At 57.0% G+C, this 19986-nt stretch carries 16 protein-coding genes; 13 read left to right on the top strand and 3 right to left on the bottom strand.

Annotated features, from left to right (window positions below):
* From H8B02_RS31925 to H8B02_RS31950, 6 genes are all read left to right on the top strand, one after another.
* Positions 1-190 (top strand): nuclear transport factor 2 family protein (locus H8B02_RS31925; RefSeq protein ID WP_229169863.1); only part of this gene is annotated, 190 nt, incomplete at its 5' end.
* 604 nt (positions 191-794) lie between these two features.
* Complete coding sequence (locus H8B02_RS31930; protein WP_229169864.1) at positions 795-2309, top strand: amidase; 1515 nt, start codon at positions 795-797, stop codon at positions 2307-2309.
* A 213-nt stretch (positions 2310-2522) separates the two neighbouring features.
* Positions 2523-3698 (top strand): sugar ABC transporter substrate-binding protein, encoded by a 1176-nt coding sequence (locus tag H8B02_RS31935; RefSeq protein ID WP_229169865.1) that lies wholly within the window; start codon positions 2523-2525, stop codon positions 3696-3698.
* 66 nt (positions 3699-3764) lie between these two features.
* The gene (locus H8B02_RS31940; RefSeq protein WP_229169866.1) at positions 3765-4727 is read left to right on the top strand and encodes an ABC transporter permease; all 963 of its coding nucleotides are present in this window, start codon (positions 3765-3767) and stop codon (positions 4725-4727) included.
* Positions 4724-6265 carry a sugar ABC transporter ATP-binding protein gene (locus tag H8B02_RS31945; RefSeq protein WP_229169867.1) on the top strand — a complete coding sequence of 514 codons (1542 nt, stop codon included), beginning with the start codon at positions 4724-4726 and terminating at the stop codon, positions 6263-6265. The genes H8B02_RS31940 and H8B02_RS31945 overlap by 4 nt, the downstream gene beginning before the upstream one ends.
* A 40-nt stretch (positions 6266-6305) precedes the next feature.
* Positions 6306-7274: an ABC transporter permease gene (locus tag H8B02_RS31950; protein ID WP_229169868.1), complete on the top strand. Its 969-nt coding sequence runs from the start codon at positions 6306-6308 to the stop codon at positions 7272-7274.
* A gap of 1405 nt (positions 7275-8679) precedes the next feature.
* Here H8B02_RS31950 and H8B02_RS31955 read toward each other — a convergent pair.
* Complete coding sequence (locus H8B02_RS31955; protein WP_229169869.1) at positions 8680-9234, bottom strand: hypothetical protein; 555 nt, start codon at positions 9232-9234, stop codon at positions 8680-8682.
* A gap of 166 nt (positions 9235-9400) precedes the next feature.
* On the opposite strand from H8B02_RS31955, the gene H8B02_RS31960 reads away from it, so the two are divergent.
* From H8B02_RS31960 to pyk, 5 genes are all read left to right on the top strand, one after another.
* Positions 9401-10651, top strand: a complete 1251-nt coding sequence (locus H8B02_RS31960; protein ID WP_229169870.1) for a Tm-1-like ATP-binding domain-containing protein — start codon at positions 9401-9403, stop codon at positions 10649-10651.
* On the top strand, positions 10638-11468 hold the full coding sequence (locus H8B02_RS31965) for a phosphoenolpyruvate hydrolase family protein (RefSeq protein WP_229169871.1): 831 nt from the start codon (positions 10638-10640) through the stop codon (positions 11466-11468). Before H8B02_RS31960 ends, H8B02_RS31965 begins: the two co-directional genes overlap by 14 nt.
* A 30-nt stretch (positions 11469-11498) precedes the next feature.
* A complete protein-coding gene (locus H8B02_RS31970) occupies positions 11499-13277 on the top strand; it encodes an FAD-dependent oxidoreductase (protein WP_229169872.1) in 1779 nt (592 codons plus the stop codon).
* A gap of 351 nt (positions 13278-13628) precedes the next feature.
* Positions 13629-14105 (top strand): Lrp/AsnC family transcriptional regulator, encoded by a 477-nt coding sequence (locus tag H8B02_RS31975; RefSeq protein WP_229169873.1) that lies wholly within the window; start codon positions 13629-13631, stop codon positions 14103-14105.
* Positions 14106-14214: 109 nt separating this feature from the next.
* Complete coding sequence (pyk, locus tag H8B02_RS31980) at positions 14215-15627, top strand: pyruvate kinase (protein ID WP_229169877.1); 1413 nt, start codon at positions 14215-14217, stop codon at positions 15625-15627.
* A 228-nt stretch (positions 15628-15855) separates the two neighbouring features.
* Here pyk and H8B02_RS31985 read toward each other — a convergent pair whose 3' ends face one another.
* Positions 15856-16497, bottom strand: a complete 642-nt coding sequence (locus H8B02_RS31985; RefSeq protein WP_229169874.1) for a site-specific integrase — start codon at positions 16495-16497, stop codon at positions 15856-15858.
* 106 nt (positions 16498-16603) lie between these two features.
* Positions 16604-16873 carry a patatin-like phospholipase family protein gene (locus H8B02_RS31990; RefSeq protein ID WP_376711734.1) on the bottom strand — a complete coding sequence of 90 codons (270 nt, stop codon included), beginning with the start codon at positions 16871-16873 and terminating at the stop codon, positions 16604-16606.
* Between the two features lie 878 nt (positions 16874-17751).
* On the opposite strand from H8B02_RS31990, the gene H8B02_RS31995 reads away from it, so the two are divergent.
* The gene (locus H8B02_RS31995; RefSeq protein WP_229169875.1) at positions 17752-19410 is read left to right on the top strand and encodes a DUF6119 family protein; all 1659 of its coding nucleotides are present in this window, start codon (positions 17752-17754) and stop codon (positions 19408-19410) included.
* A gap of 110 nt (positions 19411-19520) precedes the next feature.
* Positions 19521-19986, top strand: a 466-nt coding sequence (locus tag H8B02_RS32000; RefSeq protein WP_229169876.1) for a hypothetical protein, incomplete at its 3' end; no start/stop codon positions are given.

A 19986-nucleotide genomic window follows, 5' to 3' on the forward strand; every position in this document is an offset into this window, starting at 1 on the left:
TGTGAAAATGGGTGTCTGGCACTCTGTCACGTTGGCGCACGACGTTGTCCTGGTCGTGGGTAGCTATGCCTTTTCACAGACATCGAAAGGCCATCAGCAATCAACACCGGCGCGGTTCTCCTTTGTACTGCGCCGTCAGGGCGACGCATGGAAGATCGTGCATCATCACTCATCTGCCAATCCAACTTGAAGGCCGAACCGAGCTACGCGGCGTCGCGCAGTTCGGGAAATTGAGTAACGAACTCAAGCGGAAATCAGCATTCGGCCCGTGCAATTGCAGGTGCAGAATCCTAAAGATGCGGTTTGCTCAGGGGCTTTCACGAACTTCCTAAGTTGTAGGCTGCTCCTCTTTAAGACGAGAGGGGCGATAGGATGGGGCCATACGCGTTCTTCGGCTCTTCATTTGCTATGTGATCTGACGCGTAACGGACGAGCAAGCCTGCCGCCTGGAACGCGCGCCTTTGCTCTTCTTTTTTGATTAATGCGTTCACGTCGGCAGCGGCTAAAGGGCGGCACACAGGGCTTTTGCCGCGCCGGTTGTGGCGTCGCATCTACGATTCAGCATGGCATTTCCTCTTCGTCCATCGGCGCCCCCGGGCCCGGCGTCGAACAAGAACTTCAGACGGCATGAGGGTGATAAATTCTGCTCCGCCTCGCCACTTTCTTGGCAAAATTACCCAAATTTACCCACTGTGGGCGGCCGACGTCAGGTCCGGCCAACCCACGGTCGACTAGGCTTGCCGAATTGAGCCCATCGCAGAGTGGGTCTGCCCTTGAAATGACAGGAGCGCCCAATGTCAATTGTCCCGCCCACGCCCGCGCAGTTGCGAGATGTCGCCTCACAATGCGGTCTTTCACTTACCGATGAGGATATCGTCTCCTTCCGCGGACTTATCAACGAATCCCTCGAGGCCTACAGGTACATCGAAGCCGTCCCGGATGAGTTGCCTCCAGTCAAATATCCACGCACCCCGGGGTATCAACCACCGCCGGAAGAAAATCTGCACAACGCATGGTACCGCAAGGCGAGGGTCGAGGGAGCACCGAGCGGAAAACTCAAGGGCAAGACTGTCGCTTTGAAAGATAACGTCATGTTGGCTGGGGTGCCAATGATGAACGGCTCGGCGACGCTCGAAGGATTTGTTCCGGACATCGATGCAACCATTGTCACTCGAATGCTCGATGCGGGCGCCGAAATCGCAGGTAAAGTGCATTGCGAATGCTTTTGTACATCCGGTGGAAGCCATACTGGTGCGCTCGGACCGGTGCATAATCCTCATAGGATGGGTTACTCTGCGGGCGGTTCGTCTTCGGGATCGGCCGTTGTCGTGGCGCTTGGCGAAGCCGATATGGCGATCGGCGGCGACCAGGGCGGCTCAATACGGATGCCGTCGTCGTTTTGCGGCATCTACGGCATGAAGCCCACCTGGGGTCTTGTCCCCTATACCGGCATCATGCCCAATGAGCTGACGCTCGACCACACCGGCCCTATGACCGCAACGGTCGCCGACAACGCCCTGCTATTGGAAGTAATCGCCGGAGACGACGGATACGATCCACGCATCAAAGCGCCGAAAGTCGAACAATATACGAAGGCGCTCGGTCAAAGCGTCAGCGGATTGAAGATCGGCGTTCTGAAGGAGGGTTTTGAGCAGCCGGGGGCGGAAGCCGATGTCAATAAAGTGGTTCGTGAAGCGGCCAAGCGCTTCAAGGAACTTGGGGCCTCGGTGGAGACGGTGTCTGTACCAATGCACCTGCAAGGCGCGGCAATCTGGACGCCGATCGGCACCGAGGGCGCCACACAGACCATGATGTTCGGCGACGGCTTTGGTACCAGCCGATCAGACCTCTTCTCACTGTCACTCATGGACTTCCATCGAGGTTGGCGACAAAAGGCGAACTTCCTGTCAGAGCAGGCCAAGTTGTTCCTGTTGCTCGGCACCTATGTGAACAACACGTACGGGCCCCGCTTCTACGGCAAGGCCGTCAACGTCTCTCGTCGCCTGAACGCAGCTTACGACAGGGTCCTCAAGGACTACGATCTCCTTCTTCTGCCGACGACGCCCATGACGGCGACGCAACTTCCTCCCCATGATGCCAGCCGCAAGGATTATATCACTCGCGCGACGGAGATGTTCACCAACACCGCTCCGTTCAACATCACGCATCATCCGGCGATGTCGCTGCCGTGCGGAATGGTGGATGGCCTGCCGGTCGGCCTTATGCTTGTTGGCCGCCACTTCGACGAGACTACTATCTACAAGGTGGCGCACGCGTTCGAGCGGATCGGAGACTGGAAGAAGATGTGACCAGGGCAATGTCGTCGACGACAACAGGCCATCGTGATGTCCGCGGCACATTGTGGAGCTCTGCGCGTCGCCGCCATGGCCCGTTCCGACGTTAGGCATACACGCTATGAGCGTCGAATTCGTCGCTCGCCAATACGTTTATGGCTTGGCTAGCAGACGGATTGAAGGAAAGGCCAATCATCTACACCAAACTAATACGAGGAGGGTGCATCAATGTGGAAAATATCAACTTACTTTCTTGCGACCGTCGCATTTCTGGGAGCTGCCGGCAACGCGATCGCCGAGGACGTTCTATCCGAAGTGTCGACATTAGAAAATGAGTATTTCAACAACTGGTCGCAAGGTGCCGAACAGGCCGCAAAAGCCCTGGGTCTGAACTATCGTATCCTTTCAGGCAAAGGTGATGCCGCAAAGCAAATCGAAATCTATGAGGCCCAATTCGGCGCTGGTGTCAGGATCACGTTCGGCGAGAATCTCGTTGCGGCGAACATAAAGCCCATCGTCGAGATGGCAAAGAAGGTCGGTGCGGTGCATGTTGCTGTTTGGGAGTCGTTGCCTGGCTTCCATCCTTTGGACGCGGGGTTAGATAACTACGCTTTTGCGACGTTTTTCTCGCCCGATGACGTCGAAAACAGCTATAGAATCGCAAAGTTGCTTTTTGACAAGATCGGCGGAAAAGGCAACGTCGCGCACATTACTGGTTTTCCAGGGGTTGATGCGGACATCTCCAGAACTGCGGGCTTCGATAAAGCTCTAGCCGAATACCCCAATATCAAGCTCATCGCCCGCCAGCCTGGAAAATGGAATCAGGTTGACGCTCGCAAAGTCATGGAAGACCTATTGGTGGCGCACTCCAAGATTGACGCTGTCTTCGGGCAAAACGACTCGATTGCACTGGGCGCGATGCAAGCCGTCGAAGACGCCGGTATGCATATTCCGATCGTCGGCCTAGATGGCAATCGAGAAACCCTCAAGCTGGTAAAGGAAGGTCGCATTCTTGCGACAATGGGCTTCACCCCGCAGTGGCAAGCGGGTTTTGCGTTGGTGCGTGCATACGATGTTGCTAAAGGGTTTAAGCCGAGTCCATGTGAGCGTATGATGTACACGGGAGCCACGCTGATAACCGCTCAAAATGTAGACAAGTATCAAGCATTTCTCGCCGGCGAGAAGCTTCCGTTTGATTGGAGAAAGATGTCGCGGGTTCTTCATCCCAACGATTGGGATGCTCAAAACTATGTATGGCCGATCGATGTGAAGACCTATTGGGGAGCTCGTATGCCGGCCGGATATAAGTTTCCGAAGGCTTATCAAGATGCCGTTGACGAAGGCTGCGTCGCTCAGCTCAAGGCGGAGTATAACAATCACTATCAACAGCGTATCCCCGAGTGACGCCGTGGATGCCTCTCTCCATCGAGAGAGGCATCATGTTTACCTCGCCTTTGATGGATCGCAAAAATGCTACAAGCGTCGAGGGCCGGTTGCAACGATGGCGAGTTACGGCGGCGGGCCGTAACCATCTTCGTCTTCATGATTGCGACTGTAGCGTTTGGTTTCGTGGCTCCATCGTTCGGAACGCTCGCAAATATCAGGGCTATTGAACTATCGAGTTCTGTCCTTTTGATCGCATCCATCGGCGCGACCTTTGTAATCCTGATGGGCTCGATCGACCTGTCCATCGGAGCTGTTGCTAGCTTTTGCGGTATGCTGGTTGCGCGCCTATCGCCCGACCTGGGTTTATGGTCGGTTCCCATCGCATGCGTGGTCGGCTTGGCGTTTGGTGCGATCAATGGGCTGGTTTATGTCTACCTCAGAATTCCCTCGATTCTGGTAACGCTTGGATCCGCAACAACCATTTCAGGAGCGGTGCTCTTCATTTCAGATGGCCGCTCATTATCCGTATCGGACCCAGCCGTAATCGATATGGCCCAGGGCGCACTGGCGAATGTGGTCCCCAATGCGGTGCTGATTTCGGCGGTGATCTATGGGGCTGCGGTCCTCGTAGGTGATCGCACGCGTTTTGGGCGAATGACCCTCGCAATCGGTAGCGACGAGCAAATTGCCGCTCTCATGGGAGTGAGGGTCAATGCGATCAAAGTCCAGGCGTTCGCATTGTCAGGTCTTCTTTCCGGTTTTGCCGGAGTCCTGTTGGCGGCGCGTCTAGGATCCGCCACAGTCACAATGGGCAGTTATATGACTCTCGACACGATCACCGCGGTGGTCGTTGGCGGAACTGCGATTACAGGTGGCTCTGGCAACGTGCGCCTGACGATCATCGGGGGTCTTTTCATAACGACGTTCTCGGACGTCATGAACATTCTCGCCTTGCCGCCCTATCTGCAAGCAATCATCCAAGGAACCGTCATTCTGGTCGCCGTTCTTCTGAACACCCGACGCGCGAGCGCGGAGGACGTGAAATGAATGGTGTGTCCGCGCCGATCTACTCAATGCGTAACGCCTCCAAACGCTTCAATGGCATTGCCGTGGTCGAAGGCATCGATCTTGATGTGTTTCCCAACGAGATTGTTGGTATTGCCGGCGAAAATGGGGCGGGCAAATCAACCACACTCAAAATGATTGCCGGCATCCATGCACCGAACGCCGGAAGTATGAGACTATTTGGTAAGAGCTTCAGGCCCCTAAGCTATACTCATGCTGTTGAGGCCGGAATTTCGATGGTCTTCCAGGAACAGGCCCTTATTTCGAGCCTGGCTGTCTACGAAAATATATTCCTCTCGTTAGAACCCTACTTTACCAGTTGGCTCGGCATCGTCGACAGAGGTGCGATGATAGCCGTGAGCGAAAGACATCTCAAAAATCTCGGTCTTGGCTACATCGATCCGCGCCGCCGCACGGGTGATTACGCTTTCCATGATCGGCAGATGATCGAGATTGCCAAGGCTTTCGCGTTGGCCGAGCATTTCCATATCGATCATCCAATCATCCTGCTCGACGAACCGACTGCGGCAATCGGCGAGCGAGAGATCAAGATTCTCTTTGAATCAATTCGTCGATACCGCCGTCGTGCGTCATTCGTGCTTATCACCCACCGTCTTGCGGAATATGTGGAGCTGTGCGACCGCATTTACGTGTTCAAGGATGGGCGAAATGTCGGCGAGTTCGCAGGAGAAGAGATCTCCGAACAAAGCCTTCATCGGGCGATGGTTGGACGAATACGAGACGACGAATACTTCATGGAAAAGCGCCAGCTAAGCCTGGGCGGCGCGCCAATCGCGATTTCAGCTCATGGTCTAAGCGGCCAAAACGTCAAGAATGTCAGTTTTGAGATTCGCAAAGGCGAGATCCTTGGACTTGGAGGTCTCGTCGGATGCGGCAAAGAGGCTGTTGCCAGGGCCGTCGTCGGTTTTGAGCCTTTCCCCCTAAACGGCACCGTGGAATTGGGCGGCGAAGTCTTGCCGCTTCGCGGACGTGGAAAAGCGGCGATCAAGCGTGGGGTGGGTTTCGTACCCAAGGAACGCAAGAGCGAAGGCATCGTGCCTTACATGTCGGTTCAGGCAAATATGTCGTTGGCCTCGCTTCCGCTCGTCTCGAGCCTCTCTGGGTTCCTTTCCCGCTCCCGAGAGAGGCGCCTGGCCGAAAAGTACATCAATCGCTTGCGTGTGAGATGCAAAGGGCCAGCACAGCTTTGCCAGTTTCTTTCCGGCGGTAATCAACAGAAGGTGGTGATAGCCAAATGGCTGGCCCGAAAGACTCAAGTGCTTGTCCTCGACAATCCCACGCGGGGGGTCGACGTCGGCGCCAAGCAAGAGATCTACAGCGTTCTGAGGGACTTGGCTGAGGAGGGGGTAGCTATTCTTCTGGTTACAGACGATCTGCCCGAGCTGATTGGAATGTCAAACCGGATCCTCGTGATGCGAGAGGGAGAACTTCAGTTCGAGTGCAGCGCGCCTGCCGACAATAAGCCAACGGAGCAGGAACTTGTCCAACACATGGTATGAGCCGCAAACGGCTGGGTCGAGATCAGTTGCAGAAGGGAAAGTGCAGATCGCCCAATTTTATGACCGTCGCCGTGTTATCATAAATGCGCTCGGGCCATTGTTGCTGCTGATGGCAATGGTCACGGTATTCGCGCTGATCAACCCGCGCTTTCTAAGTTGGATAAATCTTTTCAACCTGATGCGGCAGTCCTCGATCCTGCTGATCGTCTCAACAGGCATTACATTTGTAATTCTTATGGGAGCGCTCGATCTTTCCGTCGGAGCCATTGTGACGCTCGTGGCCATTTCATCTGCGGTTCTGATCCGTGACTTCGATGTCGGTGCAACGGGGGTAGCCTTCGCTGCAGCAGGCATGGGAGCGCTTTGTGGTCTTGTAAATGCGACGCTCGTTCTTCGTCTCCGGCTTCCGTCCTTCGTCGCCACATTGGGCTCAATGACTATTCTTGGCGGCATTTCGACGTGGATCAGCGGGGGTGGCAATGTGTTTTTCCAAAGCCCGAACCTCACATGGATTGCTTCCGGCTCCATGATCGGGCGTATTCCGAACTCCGGAGTTTGGGCGCTTCTCATTTTTGCTGTGGCTTCTTTTGTCGGTGCGAGAAGCCACTTCGGAAGAGCCCTGTTTGCGATCGGAGGGGGCGGCCTCACCGCGCGACTTTCGGGCATTGACGTCCTTCGCACCAAAGCGATCGCTTTTGTTGTCTGCGGAATGCTTTGCGGCGTTGCGGGCTTGCTGCTCGTCGCGCGAACATCAACCGGAACTTCGCGTATGGGTGATGATCTTTTGCTTCAGGCGATCGCCGCGGTCGTCATGGGCGGAACTGCGCTATCTGGAGGGGCGGGGGGAGTCCATCGCACCCTGACTGGCGTTCTGGTGATCGCCGTACTGCAAAATGGTCTCAATATCGCGGGCGTGCATACATACCTGCAAATCATGGTGACGGGGCTCATCGTCGTTCTGTCTGTTACAATAACTCTGGATCGATCTCGGCTAGCCTTTATTAAATAGTGGAGCTTTGTCAGGAGCGATATTGAACGGAGAACCGCCGGCGTCTAACGCGCTTGATATAGACGCGCGTGGTGCAGAAAAAGGTATCGGCTTGGATTGCTCGCGTTGTTGGTAAGAAGATCCGGACAGCCGATAATGCCCGTCGACGCCCTGGCGGCGGCGGAATCGAATAGCGCGTCGAGAGCTCCGTTTCTGGATGCGTCAGTCGAAATGCCTGTCCAACTTGCTGCCGGCTCGGTGTCATCTTAAATGCGGCCCTATGAGATGAGCTTGCCGACACGATGCATCGCCGCGAGCATGCGAGTGCGGGATTGACGTCGGTAGCGAAGTCAGCGATCGGGCCCCTTGAGATCTCTCTTCGAAACATCGCCGGTTGCTGTTGGAGCGCGTGTTTGCCGCGAGTTCCCTTTGGATTGGGAATAAGCTAGCCCGGCCTATAGCCCGGCCTCGTGGCGGCGAAGTGCCCGCTACTCTTTGACAGCCGCGCGGGACCGGAGTGCCGGCGAGCATTGTTATTCTCCCCGTGCGACTCCGCAAGCTCGTGCTTCCACGACGCGGCTAAGTAGCTGACGCGTCAAACCAGGATGAGAGTTGCGTCTTATACGGTCGGTTACCCAACGTTACCCAGATGCGGGTCTCGCGGCAGTGACCGCTCGGGCCATCGTCTGAATAATAGCAATCGGCAACCAACAATCCGCTCTGACCTCTTGGGTCTGATCTCTTGGGTCCGCTGGCAGACCGGTTCGTCTGCTTTCTCCCGAGACTTGAGCCGCTGCCGGAGAAATCCGGCAGCGGTGTTTTTTTGACGGGCACCATGCCGCCATTTTTGCAGCAGTGATGGCGAGGTAATTGCCGGCAAGATCGACGGCCCACGGCAAGTAGTCACCCTGAAAAATGCGCCTTACACGAACGCAGTGAGCGAAAAGGGGGGGGCGACGAACAGTCATTGACCCAATGTGTTCACGGCGAGCGGCGCCGGACGGCATGTGACAAATGCATCCGGCCCTCCCGAGCCTTGAAACACGCTAGCGAGATCATCCTTTGGAAAGCGCGCTGTCTGGATGCCGAATGCCGCGACCCCGTCGCAAAGCCAAGAGCATGATCCGGAAAAGTGGAAATCGGTTTTCCGAAAAACCATGCTCAAACAAAGAGATGAGATTATGATGCGATTTCGTGGAAACGCATCATGATCCAGCGCTCCGATCTCGAGCCATCTGTGCTCTCTGATGCGCGTATCAGGCGGCTTGAGCCGCCTATAGATCGCGTCCGCACCGGCTAAGCCGAACAATGCATTTTCCGAGCAAGTATGAATCTTGCGGAAAGGCGGCCGGTCCTAATGGATTTATAAGAAAACTTCTGCAGAAAATGAGGAAGCTTGCGGATCATAGAGTTGCGGTCCGGCTCGTCACGTTGCTGAGGTTTGCCGTTTCGATGCGCTTCCATCCAAGAGCGCGAACATCGGTAATGTCGATCCATGCAGGCCAAGGCTTACCAGCTCCATCTCCTCACTCATCGTCCGTGTAAGAGCCTCCGCTGGTAGATGGATGAGCCCCTCCAGATGGGCACCAAGTCGCTTCTCCGCCGCGGTAATTTCAGAATCGCTGGCGATGGCGAACAGCGCCTTGAATCCAAGGCTCGTGAACCATTCCATCCGCCGAAGTTCGAGCTCCTGTCCGGTGTCAATAGGTACGCCCGCCGCCGACCGCTCGATCAAAGATGCGGGCGGGAAATTGGCAACCCCGGCGATGCCGGCATCTTTCAACGATTCGGCAATGTCCTCCCAGCACGCGAAGGGGTCGATCATCAATATCGCCGCATAGACATGAGGCGCGGACGTCGCTTTGTTGAGGCTTCGCAGGTCTCGCAAAAGACACTCGTTCCAGTCGAGGATCGGCAAGGTCGCCATGACCAGCAGGGAGCCGTTTGGAAGGCTACGCAAAGACGGCGCGTAGACCTGCAATTGTGGCCCTTTAGCTATGGCCGACATGTGTATGGCAAGTTTGCCAGTAACTCTCGCCCTCATCGCTTCTACCCAATCTTACCCATTTGGTCACCATACCGATCTTATACGCGGGTAAAGCCGGGTCTAGACCGTCTGTTGTAAGGAATGGTCTGGGAGGACGATCGTGTCGCCCCATTGCACGGACGACCAGAGGTCGGGCCGGGATGGTAAGCTTTCTGGACAGCCGACCGGAGCCATCAGGGACGCTGTTGCGATCGTTGCCACGCTGGATACAAAGGGCCGCGAGGCGTCTTACCTTGCGGACCTCATCGAGGCGTGCGGTCGCAAGACCATCCTCATTGACGTCGGGACGAAGAGAGATGACGGCGATAAGGAGGCCGATACGAAGGCGCCCGCCGAACTGCTGAAGCAGATCGCGGAAAGCACGCGCGTCAAGGTTGGCGATCTTCTCGGATCGGCAACGATCAGCGCGATCGTCGGAGTTGCGGGCGGCAAGGGAAGCGCGGTTTTCGCCGAGGTTGTATCTGAGCTGCCTTATGGCTTTCCGAAGTTTCTCGTAAGCAGCGCGAGGCCGGCGCTACTCGCCGAATTGGCCACTCACAATGACATCATCCTTTATCCGACGCTGGTCGATCTCTTCGGCATCAACGTCTTTACCACAAGGGTACTCGAGAATGCCGGACGGGCCGTTGCGGCCATGCGCTATGCACCCATCAAGCCTGGACGAGACAAGAAGATAGTCGCGATCACCGCCTTCGGCGTGACAACGCCTGCGGTAAATCAGTGCGCAGCGCGGCTTGCCGATGGTGGGCTCGACGCGATCGTCTTTCCAGCGAACGGGGCGGGCGGCCGCAAAATGGAGCAGCTGATCGCGGCTGGTGAATTCGACGCCGTCATTGATTTGACCACCACAGAGCTCGCAGACGAAATCGTCGGAGGCACCGCGAGCGCCGGCCCGGATCGACTGAAAGCAGCGTCGAAGCAAGGGATACCGCAAGTGATTGCGCCCGGCGCGGTCGATATGGTCAATTTTGGCCTGCAATCGAGCGTTCCTGATCGGTTTCGTGGACGCCGATTTCACGCCCATACGCCCTACACGACGCTCATGCGCACAACTGCGTCTGAGAATGCGAGCATTGGCCGCCTCACGGCTGAACGGCTCTCGCGAGCAAAAGGGCCTGCAATTGTCCTTTGGCCCGCGAAAGGGGTGTCCGATTACGACCGCCAAGGCGGCATCTTCCACGATCCCGAGGCCGACAAGGCTTGGCTAGATGCGGTCAAGGAACGTCTCCCCGCGCACGTGATGGTACGCGACCTGAACTGTCACATCAACGATGGTGAGTTCGCCGAGGCTGCCGCAGCCTGGATCCTGGAACAACTCACGCAAGGAGATTCATCCAATGCGGATGTTTGAGCGAGGTGAAATTCTTTCCAGGATTGAAGGACAGGTGGCGGAGCGAAAAGCGATTCTCGCAGCAGGAAGTAGCTGCGGTCTGGTCGCCAAATGCGCCGTTCTTGGAGGTGCCGACATGCTGGTGGTCTACTCGACCGGCCTGTCGCGTCTGATGGGACTTCCGACCAGCCGGATTGGCGATTCCAACGCACGCACGTTGGAGCTCGCGGCGGAAATTCGTAACGTGGTGTCGTCCGTGCCGGTGGTCGGCGGCATCGAGGCTTGGGATCCTCTCCGGCTCGACCTCGACGCCCTCTTGGACAAATTCTGGGCCGCTGGTTTTTCCGGCGTCATCAACTATCCGACGATCTCCACGATGGGTGAGAACTGGCGCGAGCGCCGCGGTCGCGTCGGGCTCGGCTTTGAACGCGAGGTCGAACTGATCGCTTGCGCGCGCAAAAAGAATATCTTCTCGCTCGCCTATGTCGCAAGCCCGCAAGACGCTAAGGCGATGGCAAGTGCAGGCGCCGACTGCATCGTCCCCCATGTCGGCGCAACGCGGGGCGGGCTCGTCGGTCACGAGGACGGGCAATCCATAAAGGATGCGATCCGACGCATCAACGAGATCAACGCGGCGGCGCGAAGCGTCCGGCCGGACGTGCTCTCGCTTTGCCATGGTGGGGCAATTGCCGAACCTGAAGATACGATCGAGGTCTATCGGGCGACTGAATGTGTCGGCTTTGTTGGCGCATCGTCAATCGAGAGAATTCCAATTGAGCGCGCGGTGAAAGCAGCGGTGGCGGAGTTCAAAGCTGCTCCACTTCCGCAAACTCATTGACGTTCACTGCAACACGTGCAGCGAGGCCGCATGAACACGCAAGATAATCGTGCTAAACCTGACCCGATCGCTTTCGTCTCCAAAGAGGCGGCTAGGCCGGGGCAGGACCGGGAAACAGATGTCCTGGTGATCGGCAGCGGTGCCGCGGGCTTGTCAGCTGCGCTTTTTGCGGCAAAAGCCGGACTGCGCGTAATAGTATGCGAGAAATCTCCGCGACTTGGCGGAACGACAGCCCTGTCGAATGGCATGATCTGGGTTCCTCGTTCTGCTCAGGCGCGTGCGGCAAACATCGATGATTCCATGGCCAAGGCCAGCACCTATCTGCAGCATGAACTTGGCCAATACTACCGCGCTGAGTTCATCGACGCCTTTCTTCAGGACGGTCCGCCGGCGCTGGCAGCGCTCGAGAAGGGGACGGACGTCAAGTTCACGCTGGCCTCCACGCCCGATTATCACTCGAGCCAAATTGGCGGCGTTGACAGGGGCCGTGCTCTGAGCCCTGCTCCTTATGACGGGCGGCTTCTAGGCAAGGACTTTGATCTGATTGGCGACCCCATTCGGGTTCTGCTCGGCGGCATGATGATCTCATCAAGTGAGGTAAGAAGCTTCCTCAACCCGTTCCAATCTGTTGCCTCGTTCAAGCACGTTTTAACTCGCCTGAGCCGCTATGCACGGGATCGACTGAGTTTCAGGCGTGGTACTGAGCTCAGCGGAGGTAATGCCCTGATCGCGCGGCTGCTCGTGAGCTTGCGCAAGTATGATGTAGAGATCTGGCCATCTTCTCCAGCCCTCGAACTCAGCAAGGAAGGCGCGCGCGTCACGGGTGCCGTTGTCAAGCGGCTCAATCTGGACACTCGCGTGCGTGTCGCGCGTGGTGTTATTCTTGCATCTGGTGGCTTTGCCGGGAACGCGCAGTTGAGGGCCGACCTCAGTGGTGCACACCAGCATGACCTTACGTTGGCCCACGCCGACGTCAGGGGCGATGGCATTGGGCTTGCAGCCGCGCTCGGAGCCGCCATCGACAAAAATGTCGCATCCGCCGGTTTCTGGACCCCGGTGTCGATCTTGAAACGCGCGGGCGGCTCGCAGGTCGTCCCGTACGGCTGGCTCGATCGCGGCCGTCCTGGGGTCATCGCAGTTGGCCCCAATGCCAGACGTTTCGTCAACGAATCGAATTCGTACCACGATATTTGCCTGGCAATGTTTGAAAACGGATATCCAGCGGATAACCGGTTCTACTTCATCTGCGATCGCCAGTTCGTACGATTGAGAGGCATGGGACACTTGCTGCCATGGCCCTGGACACTGAGCATCCGAAAATATGTCCGCCTCGGCTACATCAAGGCAGGCCGAACAATTTCCGAGCTCGCAAAGCAGCTGGGACTGGATCCCGTTGTGCTGCAAAAGACGATCGAAGAACACAACGCGCATGCCGCCCAAGGACGGGATCCCTTCTTTAAGCGCGGGGAATCGGCTTTCAACCGCACGCTCGGCGATCCGACGATGGGAGCAAATCCAAACCTTGGACCAATCAAGAACGGACCGTTCATCGCGTTGCCGATCGTTCCGGCAACGCTTGGCACGGCGAGCGGATTGGCGACCGACAGTTACGGAAACGTTCTTGATGCACAAGGCAACGCAATAAGGGGTCTTTACGCCTGCGGCAACGACATGACTTCGCCGATGCGCGGAATCTATCCCGGCGCAGGCATAACAATCGGTCCCGCCATCGTGTTCGCATATCGCACTGTCAACGCAATGGTGCTGTCCACTGATCAGGAGCAAAAAGCAGTCGCCTCCGGAGCGTGACTGTCCACGCACCGGCTTGGCAGGGATCATGTGTTCGGAGCCGACCGCGCGGATTGACGGGATGGGAGGTCGGACCGCTTCCCATCACAAGCTCTTGGCTGAGGTGGGTACCGGCCCGCCAGATTCACAAGATAGCGGCCGGGTTCGAGTGTACTGAGCCGCGGGGAAAGCGACGCCGCAGCTCTTCGATGTCTTGCAAGGAGCAGAGCTTAGATAGGTGTTCCAGGGCATATGACAGAAATTGATCGTCCAACAGGTCGGCTGCGCGGTGACGAACCGAAGATGTCGGGACGAGCTGCGCAGTCGTCTGCTTTCCCGGGCCGATCGCAATCCGCTGGCCGCGAGGCAGTGATGCAACTCGATAAGATCGATTTTCGTCTGCTTGATGTTGTTCAGCGAGACAATCGTCTCTCTAGTGAACAACTTGGAGAGAAGGTCGGTCTATCTGCATCCGGAGTTCAGCGTCGACTGAAGCGCCTTCGAGCCAAGGGTATAATAGAAGCCGACGTTTCCATCATTTCTGCAAAGGCAATTGGGCGGAATGTGACGGCGGTGGTCCTCATTTCTTTGGAGCGTGCTCGAGCCGATACCGTTGATCGCTTAAAGCGCCAGATACGCAAGATGCCTGAAGTGATGAGCGCATTCTACGTTACGGGTCTGGCCGACGTCGTCTTGCTGGTTACTGTAAACGATATGGAAGATTACGAGCGGTTTACCCGGCTTCTTGCTAATGAGAGTTCGGATATAAAGCGCATTGAAACAATGGTTGTTGTGGACCGGTTCAAAGCAGGATTCACTTTGCCAATAGCATCTATCGCATGGTGCTGAACGACGAAGGGGACGCTGGCTTGCTTAACTGCCATCGCACGGGGCACTTAAACCTCGGACGTTGGACTTCGTCGCTAGGTTGATCGCATTCTTTCACATGGGGGATACGTTGCGTCGCTCGCGTCACGCCAAGATCGTGGCAACCCTCGGTCCGGCGAGTGCCGGACTTGAGAAGATACGTGCTCTCTACCTTTCTGGGGTAGATATTTTTCGGCTAAACTTCAGTCACGGAACCCACGAAGACCATGCCAAGGCCTATGGGTGCATCCGTGGACTCGAGCGGGAATGCGGCCGGCCGATAGGCATCCTGCAGGATCTTCAAGGTCCAAAGCTCCGCATCGGCTCCCTTGAAGAAGGCAGGCTGGTTTTGTGTGCTGGTGAAACGGTGCGCTTTGTGACCGAGGGTACGAAAGGAAAAAAGCAATCGATACCCTTGCCCCACCCGGAGATTTTCGCAGCCGTCCATCCCGGACAAGAGCTTCTCATTGACGATGGGCGGGTGCGCTTGAACGTCACCGAGCCAGGACACGGAGAAATCGTTGCGCAGGTGGTTGTCGGAGGCGCGATCTCGGACCACAAGGGGGTCAACGTACCCGGGGCGATGCTCAACTTATCTCCGCTCACCAAGAAAGATCGGGCCGACCTCGCGTTCGGCATTAATCTTGGGGTTGACTGGGTCGCCTTGTCCTTTGTTCAGAAACCGTCCGACTTGATAGAGGCGCGCGCCCTGATCGGAGAGGCCGCAGGTCTGATTGCGAAAATCGAGACGCCGATGGCGCTCGATCGCATTGACGATATCATTGGCTTGTCCGACGGCGTTATGGTGGCGCGCGGTGATCTTGGCGTCGAAATCCCGCCAGAGGAGGTGCCTGGCCGGCAAAAGGAGCTGGTGCGCGCCTGTCGGCTTGCCGGAAAGTCCGTCATCGTCGCAACGCAAATGTTGGATTCCATGGTGGCGGGCCCGACGCCGACGCGCGCGGAAACGTCAGATGTCGCGACTGCCATCTATGATGGGGCCGATGCAGTAATGCTGTCTGCTGAATCGGCAAGCGGGGCCTACCCGGTCGAAGCGGTTGCCATGATGGATCGCATCATCAAAAGCACGGAACGGCATCATCTCTATCGGTCCCTCATTGACGCTTCTCGACCTGACGTGGAGAATACCGCTGCCCACGCTGTCGCGGCCGGAGGCGCAGATCTTGCTAGTACGGTTGGTGCCAAAGTCATCATCGGTTTCACGGCCGGCGGGACGACGGCCGGTCGGATTTCGCGTAGCCGGCCGCCCGTGCCGATCCTCGCCCTTACCCCGGATGAGAGGGTGGCTCGGCGCTTGTGCTTGTCGTGGGGCGTGCACAGTGCCGTGTCCAGCGATCCTTCCGGCTATGAGGAGATGACGCAGATCGCCACAGCGGCCGCGCACCATGAGGGCTTTGTTAGATCTGGTGACCTGGCTGTCGTCGTCTCCGGGGTGCCGTTTGGACTTACAGGCGCGACAAACAATCTTCGCCTTGTCGCATGTTAAGATAATGTCCTCGCATCGAGCTGCCGGACGCGATTCAGATTGCCATATGGTCCATGCTTGGAGTTCAGGTGTGACCAGCAGCCGATATTGCAAGAGTCCGAGGGCAGCATCAGCCCTCCAAGCTGAATACGAGGGTTCGATTCCCTTCACTCGCTCCAATGATTTCAAGCACTTATCGGACTTCGTGATTTCCATTCCGACAAGAGCGCCGAATCCATTCCGTAATGTTCACTTTCTGGCCGCTTGCTTGCGCCGCTTGATGCGCTTGATTTGTGCGTCCTGCTTGGCCTCATCGTCGTGATGAAGGTAGTGCGTCATCGCCTTGGTCGACGACCATTGGCCCTTCTTCATCAGCTGCGTTTCCGTGAGGCCGGATGCGCTCGCCTCGGTAGTCCCACCGTGTCGACCAAACGACGTGAAGGTCAGCTCAGGACGCAAGCCAGCGGCAAGAATGATCTTCTTCGAGATGCGTTCGACTTGAGTCAGCATCTCGCCCTTGCCGCTCCAGGGCAAACTACTGCCATCCCGACGCAGCATCAGGCCGCCCGTTGGCAGCAACGCTTTCATGGCATCGAGCTCGGCCACCAGCAGCGGATAGAGCGGCTTACCCTTCTTGTCGAAGAGCGGCTCCCATGAGCCTCTGCTCGTCTTGTAGTTGATGACGTAGACGTGGTTCGGGCGGCTTTCCGGTCGGTAGTGCTCCGCCATGAACCGGGTGAAGATATGAGCCTTGCGCGGCAGCCACTCCCAACCGATCAGGACTCCCGTTGCCAAGGACGGATAGCCCAACTCGATCGCTTTCTCCCGGAATGCCGTCAGCTCGTCAAAATTAGCATGCGGTGTTTCGCGCGAGGTGGACTGCAGGCCCATCTTCTCAAATGGGTTTCTGGCCGGAAACAGGTGAGGGTGTGCGCGTGAGATTGTGTTCCAAGCGCCTCGAGCCGTCTTCATCGCGTGGTTTACGGTCGTGCGGCGTTCAACCTTCGACGAACAGTTCGAACTTTACGGTTTTGCCGTTATTGGACTGGAGCTCATCCCACAGAAGGCCCAGTACACCTGCAGTAATGGATCCGCCCGAAACGCTGGAAATCCTCGTCAGCTTTCCTACAAGACCGACCTCGTTGAGCCGACAAAGGGCTCCAACGTGAAAGACCATAGCGCGATATCCGCCACCCGAAAGCGACAGAGCTATGCCGTCTTCGACGGCCGCAGGCTGCTGATGTGGATTGGTAAGTTCTTCTTCCATGGGACATCCCCAGCTGTCGTGTTCTCACGAAGTCGAATTGCAAAGCAAGGAGTCACCTTCAACCGCGCCTTCGATCTCGTTCATGTTTGTTGCTGGTCGGGGACTCGGGACGAGTGCTGATCGGCTCAGCGTTTCGCGAAGGCTTCGGAATGTGTGCGGCATCCGGATGGTTTCATCCGAGAAAGCTTGCGCGCACGTGGGCCGAGCAGCGCCGAAACATCCATTGGCTCTATGCTGTTAAAACGCGTATCGCATCAATCGCATCGGTGTAAAAATCGCACATGAGCGCACGGTTCAACTACAGCGTTAGCTGTGGCACAGATAGGCTGCGTATTTCAATCGATACGTGCAGAAAATTGCAGATAATCTGCGCCGGTCCGCGGCTACTTTTGGTGGAATCGCTAAGGATGATGGAGTGCGGGCCAAGGTCGGGTAGCTGACAACTGGCCGGCCGGCTTGAGAGAAGTGTGTGGGCCAACAGTGTGATTGCTCGAAGAGTTCTCGCCCAGCCGGTCCGCGAGTGGCGCAACTTTGCTTTGACTTGCCGCTTGTCCAGCCATAAACTGTAAGTTGTGTATGTTTAAGGTCTGATATTGAATGGATTGTGCAGCATGGCGAAGGCGAACAAGCTGGTTCGCGCCATGGACAACCCCAGGAAGAAGGCCGGAGTGAAAATCGTCGCTAAGGATCTCTATGGGCATTTCGCAGTTTTGTGCAGCAGCTCGCGATTTTTTTAGGAATGCGCGTCCGAAGCTGGCGACCAGCTTGGGCAGGCTCAAGGCCGTCAATGCAGATCAGTAAGAGCAGGCCTCCATTCTTCCAACTCACTTCAGGTCAATCGAGGTGTCCTCGCTGCGAGCACCGGGCAGGACGCGCGAATGACTGACGAGGAAGGAACAGCGAGCAAGTCGATGAGCCTTTCCGTGAGGCTTCTTCGAGAGGGGCGAAGCATTGATGAATCGCTCCGAGACGGCCATGGGCTTGAGGAACGGCCATCTGAAACTGGAAGGTTGTTTGTTGATCAGGCGCCGGCGGTGCCGCCGACTTGGTTCAAATTCGTCCGCGAGTTTGCCGTTGGGGAGTTCCGACCGCTGGTAAACCAGAGTTGTGCGGCTGTGTTGTTCTTGGATGTGCCGCCCGAGGACAAACGAAAGGCGACGCGCACCGTAGCGCTCACGTTCGGAACGGCTTATCATTCGCTTGACCCCGACGCTTTCGAAAGAAGCTTCGGCCTGAAAGTTGTTCTGAACGCCGTCGCACGCTCGAATCTGCGCAGCCTGGATATTGCCACGCTTGATGCCACAACATTTCAAAAGCGCATCCAGGCAAGTCGGGACGCCGACCTGCGAGGATTCGGCATTGACGTTGACCGCGACCTCTTGAGGCTTGCCGCGGGATCGCCGAGGGACAATTCCTTCGCAAGATCACTTGCTGGGAAAGACGCTCTGGTGCTGCATACCAAGACGTCACCCGCCGACGTGATCGAGAAATGCAAGACGGCCCTCAAGCTCTATCACGCCACGGATTACAGGGAGGATTTCGGCTTCATCGACTTCGTGACTCCGATTCGCCGGCAAGATCTTATCGAGCAACTCGACGCGGCAGTCTTTGCCGAGCTGCAGGAACTGGTGAAGGGGAATGCATCGGACCTTCACATCACGTTGCCGGATATACTGAGCCCGGAAGAGAGCGTCGAGGTGGGGTATTTCGGGATAGGGCTGAAATCGGGTCGTAAGCAAGCCTACGGGCAAATCGCGATCGAGGACTATGTTGAGGAACTCAAGGCCGGACAAATCGCCGAGATAGCCGATATGGCCGAGCTCCGCGCGAGCCACGAAATCCGCGTCATTGCTGATGGCCAGGGAGACAAAAGGCAAAAGCGCAAGCTGTATGATTGCTTCGTCTATGAACTGACGCATAAGGGTGATACTTACGTCCTGTTTTCCGGGGACTGGTGCGCGGTTGATAAGACATTTCATACGGCCGTAGAGAATGATTTGCTCAAGCTCGTGGCGAAAAAGCCGTTCGTAGCGTCGACCAGCACCCAGAATGAGCGTGAGTTCATCGCGGAGCTCGATGCACACAAGAACTTACTTAATCTCGATCAGGTGAAGCTCTCACCGGCAGGCGCGCTTGGCGCAAATCTCGAGCCCTGTGATTTTCTTTCGACAGCTAGGCAATTCATTCATCTGAAGGACGGGCACTCGTCAGCTCCGATCAGTCATCTATGGAATCAGGGTGTCGTGTCGGCCGAGTCCTTTGTTCGAGATGAGCAGTTTCGGATCGAGTTGCGCAAAGAAGTCAAGAAACGCCAGGCGAAGTCGAAGAAGGCCGGCTTTGATGTCATTTTGCCAGATGGGCGTTCGAAGCCGGTGCCGAGCGAATTTACCGTTGTGTTCGGGATCATGCGGGATCGATACAAAAAGTCCGGGACGGTAAGCCTTCCGTTCTTTAGCAAAGTGAGTCTTCGAGCCATCGCGGGCCGCATTGAACTGATGGGTTTCCCGGTGGAAGTTCATCTTGTGGAGCGAAACTAAAGCTGCATTGGCTGTAGTGGTGGTAACGCGTTCTAAATCGGCCAAGCGCTGAGGTGTCCGACCCCCAGCGCTCGGTCGAATGACCGTGAAGGAAAGGGCGGGAAGCCGTTTTGGACGAGCCACGGCGTATCAGCGCGCACTTCGATGTTGTCGATGATCTCCTGTGGCAGGCAGTTGCGGGCCGATTGCCGGAGCTCGGATCGATCGCGCTCGCTCGGTCGGGGCGGATCGGGCCACTCCTCGAGCTCGCGATGGCGACGGTCGCCGTGCCAGAGGCCTATCGGGCCGTCACGGTCGAGGCTCCGGTATTTCAACAGATAACCCAGGCGCTGCGCGATGGTTTGATCAGTGGTGCCGGCGCGCGTGATCGCGCCGGAGCATTTCCGCTGTCGCGTCTCAAACGCGAGAGGGACGGTCCGGACGAGGTCGCATGGGAGCAGTGGGCCATGCATGCGGAGAACGCGGCGGTTGCGGCGGGCCTGGCGAAGGGGCTGGTCACCGGTCTGATGGGGGCTCTCGGCGAGCTTCAGGACAATGTGTTCGAGCACAGCGGCCATCCCGAGACAGGCGTCATAG

The sequence above is a fragment of the Bradyrhizobium altum genome (assembly GCF_020889705.1).
In the GTDB taxonomy this organism is placed as follows: domain Bacteria; phylum Pseudomonadota; class Alphaproteobacteria; order Rhizobiales; family Xanthobacteraceae; genus Bradyrhizobium; species Bradyrhizobium altum.

Coding starts and splice junctions, on each gene's coding strand:
- H8B02_RS31930 (WP_229169864.1), top strand. CDS start 795: ATGTCAATTGTCCCGCCCACGCCCGCGCAGTTGCGAGATGTCGCCTCA.
- H8B02_RS31935 (WP_229169865.1), top strand. CDS start 2,523: ATGTGGAAAATATCAACTTACTTTCTTGCGACCGTCGCATTTCTGGGA.
- H8B02_RS31940 (WP_229169866.1), top strand. CDS start 3,765: ATGCTACAAGCGTCGAGGGCCGGTTGCAACGATGGCGAGTTACGGCGG.
- H8B02_RS31945 (WP_229169867.1), top strand. CDS start 4,724: ATGAATGGTGTGTCCGCGCCGATCTACTCAATGCGTAACGCCTCCAAA.
- H8B02_RS31965 (WP_229169871.1), top strand. CDS start 10,638: ATGCGGATGTTTGAGCGAGGTGAAATTCTTTCCAGGATTGAAGGACAG.
- H8B02_RS31970 (WP_229169872.1), top strand. CDS start 11,499: ATGAACACGCAAGATAATCGTGCTAAACCTGACCCGATCGCTTTCGTC.
- H8B02_RS31975 (WP_229169873.1), top strand. CDS start 13,629: ATGCAACTCGATAAGATCGATTTTCGTCTGCTTGATGTTGTTCAGCGA.
- H8B02_RS31985 (WP_229169874.1), bottom strand. CDS start 16,497: ATGGGCCTGCAGTCCACCTCGCGCGAAACACCGCATGCTAATTTTGAC.
- H8B02_RS31990 (WP_376711734.1), bottom strand. CDS start 16,873: ATGGAAGAAGAACTTACCAATCCACATCAGCAGCCTGCGGCCGTCGAA.
- H8B02_RS31995 (WP_229169875.1), top strand. CDS start 17,752: ATGACTGACGAGGAAGGAACAGCGAGCAAGTCGATGAGCCTTTCCGTG.